Source organism: Achromobacter sp. ISS7, assembly GCF_056523125.1.
The window spans coordinates 5,158,113-5,171,161 of sequence record NZ_JAWRZD010000001.1 but is presented as its reverse complement, the minus strand read 5'-3'; the positions used below and the strand labels follow the sequence as shown (position 1 = coordinate 5,171,161).

Here is a 13,049-nt window from a genome sequence, read left to right as displayed (position 1 = left end):
CGTCATCCCGCCGACGCAAGACACCCAAACGCCAAAGAAGGCCGCCCGCGCGGCCGCCTTTGGCGACCCCGCCCCCCCCTCCCCACCCTCACGATTGCTGGCAAAAACGCCAAGCAACCAACTCGCCCCAAAGCCCGCCGCCAAGCCTCATCGCAAGCGGGTGACGGGGCAGGCGGGGGATGGCGGGGCGTGTAGATGCGCCCAAGGGAAACCGAAGGGAGCCGCAGGCGGACGAGGTTGACGCAGGGGCAGTCCGGAGCGAACGCTCCGGACCGCAATCGTAGCCCCGCCATCCCCCGCCTGCCCCGTCACCCGCGCCTTAAGAACCCCAAGCCACTCAGCAAAACCCAGCAACCCCCTCAAACCCGATAAGCCTGCGCCAACCTCTCATAATTATTCTTAAGAATAATCCCCGCATAATAGACATGCTCCCGCATCAGATCCTCAGCCCGCGCCCCATCCCGCGCAATAATGGCATTCACGATCCGATGATGATCATCATGCGACCGCAGAATAATCCCATGGTCCTCCCACAGGATGATCCGATCCGACGCATACGGAATCGCCTGCGCCTGCGTCGCGAACCGCTTCACCCACGGATTGCCCGCCGCCTCCAGGATCCCGTTGTGCAAGGTGATGTTGACCTGCTGATACGGCAGGTGATCCTCCGCCAGCAGCACCCCCTTGCCGAGAATGCGGTCGCCTTCGTCCAGGCAGTTCTTCAGCACCGCCACCGCGTCATTCGATAGGCCGCGCAGCGCCGCCTGCCGACAGGCCAGGCCCTCGAGCGCCGCCCGCACCTCATAGGCCGCCACGATCTCGGCGATGTCATAGGCCCGCACCGTATAGCCGCGCTTGGGCAGATGCTCCAGCAACCCTTCGTTGCCCAGCGTCGCCAGGGCCGCCCGCACCGGCGTGCGCGACACCCCCAGCTTCTCGGCCAGCGGGATTTCCTCCAGGCGGGCGCCAGGGCTGAACTTGCCATGCAGCACCCAGTCCCGCAGCGTATCGGTCACGTGTTGAGATAGCGTATCCATGCCCGCATTGTATACATGAAGAATACATGCGACAGCCTCTCCTATCATCGCGCTAGGGCTTTCCCCAATGAGAACGATCAAAGTTCCTCTGCGACTACGGGAAACCCCCTATACCTGCCATTCCTTCATGTATACATAATCGCCAAAAATTCAGATCGGCGGACGCCCCTCCCAAGGCAGGCGAATCCGCGCAACAGGAGACAGCATGTCCAATGTATCCACGCCGGCCGCAGGCCCGGCCCCGCGGCTCGCGCTCGTCACCGGCGGTGGCGGCGGCATCGGCGCCACCATCTGCCAGGAACTGGCCCGCGCCGGCTACCGCGTGGTGGTGTCGGACGTGGATGCCCAGCGCGCCCGCCGCGTGGCCGACGAACTGGGCGCGCCGCACAGCGCCCATGCCTTCGACGTCAGCGACGAAAGCGCCGTCGAAACGGCGTTCGACCAGATCGAACAGGCGCACGGCCCCATCGCCGTGCTGGTCAGCGCCGCCGGCCTGCTGTTGTTCCAGGCCAACGGCGAACGCCCGCTGATCAAGGACACCACGCTCGACATCTGGGAACGCAGCTTCGCCGTCAACGCGCGCGGCGTGTTCCTGTGCGGCCGCGCCTACCTGCGCCGGCGCGAAGCCGCGCCGCTGCAGCACGGCCGCATCGTCACCTTCACCTCGGTCGCCGCGCAGTTGGGCGGCTATCGCTCCAGCGCCTCGTACATCGCCGCCAAGTCGGCCGTGCTGGGCCTGACCAAGGCCATGGCGCGCGAATCCGCGCACCTGGGCGTCACCGTCAACGGCATCGCGCCGGGGCTGATCGACACCGACATGCTGCGCAGCACCGTCACCAGCAGCGGCGCCCTCGCGGCGGCCGCGCAGGCGATTCCGCTGGGCCGCATCGGCACGGTGGACGACGTCGCCGCGGCCGTGCGTTTCCTGGCCTCGGAAGAAGCGGGCTACATCACCGGCAGCGTCATCGACGTGAATGGTGGCTACCGCATGCAGTGAACCCAATCCGGCGGCATCGCCGCCACGCAGCAACGCGCCATGGATAAAGGCGCGCACTCAAAAAACGGGAGACAAACCATGAAGCACCTTCGCCGCCACGCGGCCGCCGCGCTATGCGCCCTTGCCCTGGGCGCCTCCGCCCAGGCCCAGCAGGAACCCGGCATCACCGACAAGACCATCAGGATCGGCCTGTTCGCGCCGCTCTCGGGCAGCGGCATGGCCTATGGCTTCGACGTGCTGAACGCCGCCAAGATGTGGTACGCCAAGGTCAACAGGGAAGGCGGCATCAACGGCCGCCAGATCGAACTGGTGATCGAGGACGACCGCTGCAACGCCAACGACCTGGTGGCGGCGGTCAAGAAGCTGACCGAGCAGGACAAGGTGTTCCTGCTGAACGGCGGCTCGTGCTCGGCCGCCGTGGTGGCCGCGCGCGAATACGTCGAGCGCGAGAAGGTGCCGCTGGTCATGCTCAACGCCTCCGGCGACGGCGCGCTGTATCCGCCGTCCAAGTACATCTACGGCGCGTTCTCGATCTCGCAGCACGCCGTGGGCGGCTCGATGGTGCAGTTCGCCAACGAGCACCTGAAGGCCGCCAAGATCGGCTACATCAACCACGACGACGCCTACGGCGGCTGGAACCTGGAAGCGGCGCAGGCCCAGGCCAAGCAGCTGGGCGGCGTGAACCTGCAGGTGCAATCGGTCAATCCCAACATCACCGACGTCACCGCGCCGATGCTCAAGATCCGCGCCGGCAATCCCGACGTGCTGCTGCTGACGACGTACGCCCGCCCCGCCGCGCTGATCATCAAGAAGGCGCAGGAACTGGGCTGGAACAAGCCCATCGTGCTGGCCGTCAACGGCACCGCCGACCTGAAGCAGCTGGTCGAGAACGTCGGCAACAAGGACGCTTTCAAGAACGTCTACATCCAGGAAGTGCTGGCCGACGTGCCCGGCGGCTCGAAGCTGACCTGGGTCTACGACATGTACAAGCAGGCCTATCCGGACCTGGCCGCCAAGCCCGGCCATCCGCAGACCTACATGCCCTACGGCCTGCCGCCCGCCATGGCGGTGGTCAACGCGCTCAAGGCCGCCGGCCCGCAGCCCACCCGCGAGAAGGTGCTGGCCGCGCTGGAGACCATGAAGTTCGATTCCGGCGTCATGGCCGGCCCGATCGAATTCGGCCCGAACGACCGCGCCGCGCAGGAGTCGGCCATCTACATCAAGTTCGACGGCACCAACATGTCGCTCGTGCCGGGCGCCTTCAAGAGCGTCTGGCAGTACCAACCGTAACCGCCACCACAGGCCAGTGTGCTGTCCCGTATCTGCGGGACAGCACACCCGGTCCGCGCCGCGGCGCAGCGCCGCGCGGACCGCCGGAGAACATCATGAGCTTTGCCGATATCTGGTTGTTCCTGCAGCAGGGGGTGCTGTCGGGACTGGTGACGGGCAGCGTGTACGCGCTGCTGGCGGTCGCCGTCGTCATTATCTTCAAGACCACCGACGTGCCCAATTTCGCCCAGGGCGAGATCTTCATGGTCGGGGGCTACATCGCCCTGTTCCTGACCCTGGTGATGGGCTGGCCCTACCTGGTCGTGATTCCGGTCACGCTGCTGGTGGTGGCGGCGGTCTCCGGCCTGTTCCAGCGCGTCGTCATGGAACGCGTCATCGCCTCCAAGGGCGTGGGCGTGCAGATGGTGATCGCCACGCTGGGCCTGGCCTACGCCCTGAAGGGGCTGGTGCGCCAGACCGGCCTGGGCGACACGCCGCGCTCGCTGCCGCCGCTGGCGCCCACCGACGCCATCATCATCGGCGACGCCGTGCTGACGCAACTGGACCTGGTGATCTTCGCCGTGGCCGTGGGCGTGATGCTGCTGCTGTACGTGATGTTCACCTATACCCGCGTGGGCAAGGCCATGCGCGCCGTCGGCATGAACCCCAAGGCCGCGCGCCTGGTGGGCGTGAACCTGACGCGCATCCGCATGATGGTGTGGGCGCTGTCCGGGCTGATCTCGGCCGTGGCCGCGCTGCTCATCACGCCCAAGATCCTGATCACGCCGGACATCGGCCACATCGCCATCCTGGCCTACGCAGCCGCCATCGTCGGCGGCATCACCAGCCTGCCCGGCGCGGTGGTCGGCGGCTTCGTGATTGGCGTGGCCGAGAACCTGGTGGGCCTGTTCATTTCGACCAACGCCATCGTGGTGGCGCCCTTCGTCGCCATCATGGTGGTGCTGCTGCTGCGTCCGCAAGGCCTGCTGGGCGGCAAACTGCAGGTGAAAAAAGTATGAAATCCAAGACCGACCGCGCCCTGCTGGCGCTGATGGCCGTGGTGCTGGCGGCCCTGCCGTTCGTCGCCAGCGGCTATGTGATCTACGTCGTCAACCTGCTGATGGTGTTCGTGGTGCTGGCCCTGGGCCTGCACATCGTCATCGGCGAGACCGGGCAGTTCGCGCTGTCGCACGCCGCGTTCTACGGCGTCGGCATCTATACGGCGGGGCTGATCAACAACCTGTGGCATCCGCCCTTCTTCGTCTCGATCGTGGCGGGCGGGCTGCTGGCCGCCGCGCTCGGCTACCTGATCGGCGCGCTGGCGCTGCGCATGCGCGACATCTACCTGGCGCTGTCGACCTTCGCCTTTGGCGAGGCGATGCAGTGGGTGTTCCTGAACTGGCAGTCGGTGACCAACGGCTCGAACGGCTTTCGCATCTCGCCGGCCACGCTGTTCGGCTATGAGCTGGTGTCCGACATCAAGGCCTATCCCTTCGTGGTCGCGATCGCCGCGCTGCTGCTGTGGGCCACCGTGGCGCTGTCGCGCTCGCAGCTGGGCTCGGCCTTTCGCGCCGTGCGCGAGAGCGATGTGGCGGCGCAGGCCATGGGCGTGAACGTCAACGCCATCAAGCGCACCGCCTTCACGCTGTCGGCCGCCTACGCCGGCATCGCCGGCGGCATGTACACCACCTTCGCCTCGTTCATCCACCCGGAAAGCCTGGGCTTCCAGACCACCATCCTGATCCTGACCATGGTGGTGGTGGGCGGCATCGGCTCGGTGCGCGGCGCCATCGCCGGCGCGATCGGCTTCGGCCTGATCTCGGAGCTGCTGCGCCAGGCGCTGTCGTTCCAGGAAATCATCTACGGCGTGATCCTGATGGGCTTCATGATGTTCGCGCCCAAGGGCCTGTTCGCCAGCCGCAAGGCACGCCGCCGCGCGCCGCCGCCGGCCGCCCCGCTGCCCGCGCGCCGCGACGCCCAGGGCGCCACCGCCAAACCCTCGCAAAGGAGCGCGGCATGAGCGCCCAACCCTACCTCGACGTCCAGGGCCTGACGGTGAAGTTCGGCGGCCTGACCGCCATCAACGGCCTGTCGATGCAGGTCGAGCGTGGCCGCATCCATGCGCTGATCGGTCCCAACGGCGCCGGCAAGTCCACCACCTTCAACTGCGTCTCGCGCTACTACCGGCCGACGCAGGGCCGCATCGTCTTCGACGGCGTCGACATCACGAAGAAAAAGCCGCACGAGATGGCCGCGCTGGGCGTGGCCCGCACCTTCCAGAACCTGGAGCTGTTCAGCGCCCTGAGCGTGCGCGAGAACGCGCTGCTGGGCACCTATGCGCACGGCGCCAACACGGCCTCGCGCCTGCTGCGTCCGGCCAACGCCGAGGCGCGCGAACGCGTCGAGCATCTGCTGGAACGCGTCGGCCTGGCCGACTTCCTCGACACGCCCGCGTGCAGCCTGGACTTCGGCCGACAGAAGATGCTGGAGCTGGCGCGCGCGCTGGCCATCTCGCCCAAGCTGCTGTTGCTGGACGAGCCCGCCGCCGGCCTGCGCAACCGCGAGATCGAGACGCTCGACCGCATCCTGACCGAACTGTGCGAACGCGACGGCATCACGGTGCTGCTGGTCGAGCACGTGATGCAGCTGGTGATGTCGATCTCGGATCGCATCACCGTCATGTCGTTCGGCGAGAAGATCGCCGAAGGCACGCCCGCGGAGGTGCGCAGCAACCCCCGCGTCATCGAAGCCTATCTGGGCAAGGGAGCCGCCGGTGGCTGAGAACCTGCTTGAAGTCGAATCGGTCAGCGCCGCCTACGGCAACATCCGCGCCCTGCAGGACGTGTCGCTGAAAGTGCCGCAAGGCGCCATCGTCGCGCTGCTGGGCGCCAACGGCGCTGGCAAGTCCACCACGCTCAACGTGATCTCGCGGCTGGTGACGCCGACCGCGGGCAGCGTGCGCTTTGCCGGCGAACCGATACACCGCCAGCCGGCCGACGCCATCGTCAGCCGAGGCATCGTGCAGGTGCCGGAAGGCCGCGAGATCTTCCGCGAGATGAGCGTGCGCGAGAACCTGGAAATGGGCGCCTACCTGCGGCAGGACCGCCAGGCGGTCAAGGCCGACCTGGACATGGTCTGCGACACCTTCCCGCGCCTGCGCGAGCGCTTCGAACAGAAGGCCGCCACGCTGTCGGGCGGCGAACAGCAGATGCTGGCCACCGGCCGCGCCATGATGGCGCGCCCGCGCATGATCCTGCTGGACGAGCCGTCCATGGGCCTGTCGCCGCTGGTGGTGGAACAGATCTTCGACATCGTGCTGCGGCTGAACCGCGAACAGGGCATCACCATCCTGCTGGTGGAACAGAACGTGAAGCTGGCGCTGTCGGTGTCCAGCTACGCCTACATCCTGGAAAACGGCGAGATCGCGCTGGAAGGCGAATCGGCCGCGCTGGCCAGCGACGAGGGCGTGCAGCGCGCCTACCTGGGCGGCTAGGGAGAAAACCATGGGCATGATGCAAGACAAGCGAGTCCTCGTCACCGGCGCCGGGCGCGGCCTGGGCGCCACCATCGCGCAGGGCTTCGCCCGCGAAGGCGCCACGGTGATCGTGGCCGATCTCGACCCCGCGCTGGCCCGCGCCAGCGCCCAGGCCATCTCGGCCGCGGGCGGCCGTGCCATCGACGCCGCGCTGGACGTGACCGATGCGCAGGCGGTGCGCGCCTTCGCCGCCGAATGCGAGGCGCGCCACGGCGCCCTCGACGTGCTGGTCAACAACGCCGGCATCTCGGCGCGCGCGCCGTTCGACGATCCGCAGACCCCGCAGATCTGGGAACGCGTGATGAGCGTGAACCTGCAGGGCACCTTCAACGTCACCCACGCCTTCGTCGAACAGCTCAAGGCCAGCCGTGGCGCCATCGTCAACCTGTGCTCGATCGTGGCGTACGGCTGCGGCATCTCGACCGCCGGCTACGTGGTGTCCAAGGGCGGCGTGCGCTCGTTCACCGAAGTGCTGGCGCGCGACCTGGCGCCGCATGGCGTGCGCGTCAACGCCGTCGCCCCCGGCCTGATGGAAACCGAGATGACCGCCGGCCAGCGCGCGCAGGCCAACGGCACCGACTGGTACATGCGGCGCGCGCCGATGGCGCGGGCCGGACGCGCCGACGAGATCGTCGGCCCCGTGCTGTTCCTGGCCTCGGACATGGCCAGCTACGTGAACGGCGTGGTGCTGCCCGTGGACGGCGGCTACCTGGCCGTATAGGAATCGATATGGAACCCCTCAATTCTCACGGCATCGCGCTGGTCACCGGCGGCGCCAGCGGCATGGGCCTGGCGATCGTCGAACGGCTGGCGCGCGACGGCTTTCACGTCGTCATGGCCGACCGCAACGCGGCCCTGGCCGACAAGGAAACCCAGGCGCTGCGCGCGCAAGGGCTGGACGTCGACTACCGCGTGGTCGACCTGGCCGACGAACACGCCACCCGCGCCCTGGTGCGCGAACTGGCGCCGCTGGCGGCGCTGGTCAACAACGCCGGCCTGTTCGACGAGCGCAAGTTCTTCGACGTCACCAGCGACGACTACCGCCGCATGTACGACGTCAACCTGCTGGCCGTCGCCACCCTGACACAGGAAGCCGCGCGCGACATGGCGGCCGGCGGCAAGATCGTCAACATCGCTTCGCGCGCCTACCTGGGCGCCCGCAACCATCCGCATTACGTGGCCTCGAAGGCCGCGCTGGTGGGCTACACCCGCGCCTCGGCCATGGAGCTGGCGCCGCGCGGCATCCTGGTCAACGCCATCGCCCCCGGGCTGATCGACACGCCGCTGCTGCGCAACCTGAGCGCCGAGCGCCTGGCGGCCCAGTTGGCGCTGCAGCCCACGGGCCGCGCCGGCCAGCCGCAAGACGTGGCCAACGCGGTGTCGTTCCTGGCCTCGCCGAGTATGGACTTCATCACCGGCCAGGTGATCTTCGTGGACGGCGGCAAATCGCTGGGCGGGTCGGGAGCATAGGCAGCATGGACAGCATCAAGTGGGACAAGGAAGTCGACGCGCTCGTGGTCGGCTCGGGCGCGGGCGGCATGAGCGCCGCGCTGACCGCCAGCGTGGCGGGCCTGGACGTATTGCTCATCGAGAAGACCGACCGCATCGGCGGCTCGACCGCCATTTCCGGCGGCGCGCTGTGGATACCGTTGAACGCCCAGACCGAGGCCGCCGGCCATCCGGACAGCTTCGACAAGGTCTGGACCTATCTGCAGGAAACCGTCGGCGCCGCGGCCTCCGACGAGATGAAGCGCGCCTATCTCGAGGCCGGCCCGCGCATGATGGATGACCTGGTGCGGCGCGGCTTCCTGCAGGTGGCCGCGCGCACCGCGTCGCCCGACTATTACCCCGACCTGCCCGGCGCCGCCATGGGCGGCCGTTCGCTCGATCCGGTGGAATTCGACGGCCGCAAGCTGGGCCGCCATTTCAAGACGCTGCGCGATCCGCTCAAGGAATTCACGGTGCTGGGCGGCATGATGGTCACCATCACCGACGTGCGCCACCTGCTGCGCGCCACCCGCGCGTTCGCATCCTGGCGCCATGCCATGAAGCTGGTGCTGCGCTATGGCGCCGACCGCCTGCGCGGCTACCATCGCGGCACCCGCCTGCTGCTGGGCAACGCGCTGGCCGCGCAGCTGTTCCACGCCATGCTGGCGCGCAAGGTGCCGTACTGGCTCGACACGCCGGCGCTGGCGCTGCTGCGCGACGCCGACGGCGCGGTGCTGGGCGCCACCGTCGAACATGAAGGCCGGCGCATGAACATCCGCGCCCGTCGCGGCGTGGTGATGGCCACCGGCGGCTTTCCGTGGGACTCGACGCGCCGCCGCCAGACCTATCCCCACCCCACCGACGACTGGTCGATGTCGCCGCGCGACAATACCGGCGACGGCATCCGCCTGGCCGAGGACGCCGGCGCGGCGCTGGGCCAGGGCCATTCCAGCCCCGCCTTCTGGGCGCCGGTCTCGATCCTGGAGCAAGCCGGCGGCAAGCGCCTGCACTATCCGCACTTGGTGTGGGACCGCGCCAAGCCCGGCCTCATCGCCGTCAACGGCGCGGGCCGCCGCTTCGTCAACGAATCGACCTCGTATCACGCCTTCGTGCAGGCCATGTACCGCAGCCACGAACAGGCACCGACGATGCCCGCCTTCCTGCTGTGCGACCAGCGCTTCATCGACACCTGGGGCCTGGGCCTGGCGCTGCCCGGCGGCCGCCCGCGCCAGCACCTGATCGACGCCGGCTACCTGCTGCAGGCGCCGACGCTGGAAGGGCTGGCGCAAAAGCTGGGCGTGCCGGCAGACGCGCTGCACGCCACCGTGGCGCGCTACAACGAGCACGCCGCGCAGGGCCTGGACCCCGACTTCGGCAAGGGCGGCACCGCCTACAACCGCTACCTCGGCGACCCGGACCACCAACCCAACCCCTGCCTGGCGCCACTGGGCGCCGGCCCGTACTACGCGGTCAAGGTCTACGCCGGCGACATCGGCACCGCCTGCGGCATCGCCGCCAATGGCAACGCGCAGGCGGTGGACGCGAACGGCCAGGCCATCCCCGGCCTCTACGTGGCCGGCAACGACATGCATTCGGTCATGGGCGGCGCCTACCCCGCGCCCGGCATCACGCTCGGACCCGCGCTGACTTTCGGCTGGGTCGCTGGACAACACCTCGCCCGTGGCCAACACTGACGCACCACCCCGACTAGGACTCCCATGAAGATCTATTTCTCGCCCGCCTCGCCCTTCGTGCGCAAATGCATGGTCATCGCCCACGAGCTGGGACTGGCGGACCGCATCGAAAAGTTGCCCAGCGCCGCCGGCCCCGTGGCCCGCGACCAGACCATCATCCCCGACAACCCGCTGGGCCAGGTGCCGACGCTGATCACCGACGACGGCCAGCGCCTGTTCGACAGCCGCGTCATCTGCGAATACCTGAACGACCTGGGCAAGGGCGCGCTGTTCCCCGCCGGCGCCGCGCGCTGGGGCGCGCTGGCCGAGCAGTCGCTGGGCGACGGCATGCTGGGCGCCGCGCTGCTGGCGCGCTACGAAACCGTGCTGCGCCCCGAGCCGCTGCGCTGGGACGGCTGGTACGAAGGCCAGATGGGCAAGGTGCGCGACGGCCTCGCGCTGCTCGAAAAGACCGCCGCCAGCCTCGAAGGCCGCCTCGACATCGGCACCATCACCGTCGGCTGCGCCCTGGGCTACCTGGATTTCCGCTATCCCGATTTCGACTGGCGCGCCGGCCACCCCGCCGTCGCCGCGTGGTTCAAGGCATTCAACCAGCGGCCGTCGATGCAGGCCACGTTGCCGCACGCCTGACCCGCTCCGGTTTTGGGTGGTCGCCAGGCCTGGAGATCCCGCCGGGCTCCAGGCGCAACGGCCGCCCGGTACGGCGCGCCCGCTTGGGCCTGCCGCTCGCCCCTGGCGCTTGCCAGGGGCTTTTTTTTCTTACAGATCGACATACCGTCCCGCCCGCCGCCGTCTATATTGAACTTTCGAGGTCCCCGCCGGACCAACTGGTAGACCCCACAGACAGGGAGCCCACGCATGAACGTGACCGCCGTCTCCCCCATCGCCCGCGTTGCCCCGCCGTATGCCGCGCGCATTCCGCTGCTGGACGACACCCGCCCCGTCTGGGAAGCCGAATGGGCCGCCCGCAACGCCGCCACGCGCCAGGCGCAACGCAGCGCGCAGGCCCAGGCCGCCTGGCAGGCCCAGCGCATCGCCCGCACCGCCGCTTCGCCGCGGGCGGATGACGCCGATGCCACCCGCGCCGTCACAAACACGCCATCCCACGCGGCGGCCCTCGCCGCCGCGCCCCCCGCCGTCAACGTCGACCAGTTGCGCGACCTGTACGCCGATGCCCGCCTGCGCCGCGCCGTCGATGAATTCTCGGCGCGCCCCGACCCGGTGGCGCTGCGCGCGGACACCGCCAACGACCTTGGCACCATCGAGGGCCTGACGCCGCTGCAACCCTACCGCGTGGCCATGGGCAATCCGCAGGTGCAGGAATTGCAGACGGCCGTGGCCATGAAGGCCGCCGGCCTCGGCATTCCCAAGGTCGAGAACATCGGCCCGACCGAGAACGTCACCGACAACGCGCGCTACCGGCCCAACGCCCGCACCTGAACCGCGCCGGCATACGCCGGTCAGGCGTGCAAGCGCATCCGGCACGCTGCGTCACCGCCGCGATCCCATGAAAAAAGCCGCCCGGACGGGCGGCTTTTTTCTGGCCGGAAGACAGCGTCCGATCAGTGGAAGAACTCGGCGATCATGGTCGCGCCCAGGAAGGTGCCGGCGTTGGCCGCCAGCGACACCACCACGATCTTCCAGCCCAGCTTGCGGAAGGCCGGCAGGTCCTTCAGGATCGACAGGCCGGCCATCGCCAGGATCACCGTGGTGAACGGCAGGAAGTTGACCTTGTTGACGGCGGCGATGATCTGGTCCGAATACGGCACCGCGCCGGGGCAGCCCACGGTCATCGCGATCAGCGACAGCACCGCCACGGCGGGCAGCTTGGGCACCACGCGCAGCAGCAGGTCGGCGATCACGACCAGCAGGATGATGATGAGCATGCCGGGCAGCGCGTCCAGGATCGGCACCTTGTAGCCAAACTGGTTGCCGACCAGCGCGAACAGGCCGCACACGGCATAGGCCGTCAGGCGGTCGCCGAAGCCCATCTTCACGGCATGCGACGGCGCCTCGGTGGCGGCCGTGGTGTCGGCGGCGGTTTCGGCCTTGGCGCGCGAGAAGCGGCCCAGCACCGGCTCCAGCTTGCCGTACAGGAAGATGGTCGTCGGCAGCGAGATGAACAGCGTGAAGTACACGCCCACCACCGTGGTCAGCAGGTTGGCGGCGGCGGCCAGCGCGGCCACCTGGTGCGCCACTTCCGGCGTCTGCTGCGAGGCGATGGCGCCCACGCCCGCGGCCATCATGCTGCCCGAGCCCACGCCGGCGCCCATGGCGAGCGAACGCGGATCGAAGATGTTCAGGCTGGTGATGAAGCCGGCCATCAGCGCCACGAACAGCGCGCCGATCACGGTGCCGGTGATGTACTCGGCCATCACCCCGCGGCCTTCGGGCGAATTCATGCCGTAGCGCTCGCCGATGATCGCCAGGCTGGGCTCGCGGCCCACCGAGAACGTCGCGCCGATGGCTTCGCGCTTGATGCCCAGCAGCAGCGCCAGCGGCAGGCCGATGGCCATGGTGCCGAAGAAGTGGCCGAACTCCTGGAACACCAGGGCCCAGCCGGCCTCGCGCACCTGCGGCAGCGAACCGCCGACCATCAGGCCCAGCTTGGCCAGGAACGGCAGCAGCGCGTATTGCAGATAGCCGCTGATGCGGGTCTGCATGGCGGTGTCGATGCCGGCGCCGGCCGGCATGCGCTGGCCGACGGCGGCCACGACCGCGCCGATGAAGATGGCCCAGAGCATGGGCTGTAGAACGATCTTGCCCGGACCCACCGCGAAGGTGGCGCTGCCGATCGCTTCGGACACGAGCACCACCAGCAAGATGGCGACAAGCATGCGGATGCGGCTCGATAGCGGCATGGCGGGCATGGCCAGGCTGGCGCCGGCATGAGACATCGGATTCCCCTGATTTACGTGAATAAGTATTGGAGCGGCCCGATCGGCACATCCACGGCGGTCGCCCGCGGCTGGAGGACCAGTACGGGGCGGCTCGCGGCGCGAGCGGGCGGCAGCGGCGATTTTCGCCCG

At 68.7% G+C, this 13,049-nt stretch carries 13 protein-coding genes; 11 read left to right on the top strand and 2 right to left on the bottom strand.

Translation table 11 applies throughout. From position 1 onward, the window contains the following. Positions 1-359 precede the first annotated feature (359 nt). Positions 360-1,016 carry a GntR family transcriptional regulator gene (locus AC1HFW_RS23530; RefSeq protein WP_231689816.1) on the bottom strand — a complete coding sequence of 219 codons (657 nt, stop codon included), beginning with the start codon at positions 1,014-1,016 and terminating at the stop codon, positions 360-362. Positions 1,017-1,242: 226 nt separating this feature from the next. On the opposite strand from AC1HFW_RS23530, the gene AC1HFW_RS23525 reads away from it, so the two are divergent. The 11 genes from AC1HFW_RS23525 (at position 1,243) to AC1HFW_RS23475 (ending at position 11,460) form a co-directional block, all read left to right on the top strand. Next, the gene (locus AC1HFW_RS23525) at positions 1,243-2,034 is read left to right on the top strand and encodes an SDR family NAD(P)-dependent oxidoreductase (RefSeq protein WP_006391667.1); all 792 of its coding nucleotides are present in this window, start codon (positions 1,243-1,245) and stop codon (positions 2,032-2,034) included. Positions 2,035-2,112: 78 nt separating this feature from the next. Continuing rightward, entirely contained in the window at positions 2,113-3,324 is a 1,212-nt protein-coding gene (locus AC1HFW_RS23520) for an ABC transporter substrate-binding protein (RefSeq protein WP_006391669.1), read from the top strand. Positions 3,325-3,419: 95 nt separating this feature from the next. Next, positions 3,420-4,322 (top strand): branched-chain amino acid ABC transporter permease, encoded by a 903-nt coding sequence (locus AC1HFW_RS23515; protein ID WP_198486475.1) that lies wholly within the window; start codon positions 3,420-3,422, stop codon positions 4,320-4,322. Continuing rightward, positions 4,319-5,323, top strand: a complete 1,005-nt coding sequence (locus tag AC1HFW_RS23510) for a branched-chain amino acid ABC transporter permease (protein WP_479285335.1) — start codon at positions 4,319-4,321, stop codon at positions 5,321-5,323. Before AC1HFW_RS23515 ends, AC1HFW_RS23510 begins: the two co-directional genes overlap by 4 nt. Then, entirely contained in the window at positions 5,320-6,084 is a 765-nt protein-coding gene (locus AC1HFW_RS23505) for an ABC transporter ATP-binding protein (RefSeq protein ID WP_006391673.1), read from the top strand. The genes AC1HFW_RS23510 and AC1HFW_RS23505 overlap by 4 nt, the downstream gene beginning before the upstream one ends. Further along, positions 6,077-6,796, top strand: a complete 720-nt coding sequence (locus AC1HFW_RS23500) for an ABC transporter ATP-binding protein (protein WP_006391674.1) — start codon at positions 6,077-6,079, stop codon at positions 6,794-6,796. The genes AC1HFW_RS23505 and AC1HFW_RS23500 overlap by 8 nt, the downstream gene beginning before the upstream one ends. A 10-nt stretch (positions 6,797-6,806) precedes the next feature. Continuing rightward, positions 6,807-7,559 carry an SDR family NAD(P)-dependent oxidoreductase gene (locus AC1HFW_RS23495; protein ID WP_479285334.1) on the top strand — a complete coding sequence of 251 codons (753 nt, stop codon included), beginning with the start codon at positions 6,807-6,809 and terminating at the stop codon, positions 7,557-7,559. An 8-nt stretch (positions 7,560-7,567) separates the two neighbouring features. Beyond that, complete coding sequence (locus tag AC1HFW_RS23490) at positions 7,568-8,308, top strand: SDR family NAD(P)-dependent oxidoreductase (RefSeq protein WP_479285333.1); 741 nt, start codon at positions 7,568-7,570, stop codon at positions 8,306-8,308. 5 nt (positions 8,309-8,313) lie between these two features. Continuing rightward, complete coding sequence (locus AC1HFW_RS23485) at positions 8,314-10,020, top strand: FAD-dependent oxidoreductase (RefSeq protein WP_479285332.1); 1,707 nt, start codon at positions 8,314-8,316, stop codon at positions 10,018-10,020. A gap of 24 nt (positions 10,021-10,044) precedes the next feature. Then, the gene (locus AC1HFW_RS23480) at positions 10,045-10,650 is read left to right on the top strand and encodes a glutathione S-transferase (protein WP_006391678.1); all 606 of its coding nucleotides are present in this window, start codon (positions 10,045-10,047) and stop codon (positions 10,648-10,650) included. Between the two features lie 228 nt (positions 10,651-10,878). Further along, entirely contained in the window at positions 10,879-11,460 is a 582-nt protein-coding gene (locus tag AC1HFW_RS23475) for a hypothetical protein (RefSeq protein ID WP_241075806.1), read from the top strand. A gap of 122 nt (positions 11,461-11,582) precedes the next feature. Here the strand turns inward: AC1HFW_RS23475 and AC1HFW_RS23470 are convergent, their stop codons facing one another. Then, complete coding sequence (locus AC1HFW_RS23470; RefSeq protein ID WP_006391680.1) at positions 11,583-12,917, bottom strand: DUF3100 domain-containing protein; 1,335 nt, start codon at positions 12,915-12,917, stop codon at positions 11,583-11,585. Positions 12,918-13,049: the final 132 nt, after the last annotated feature.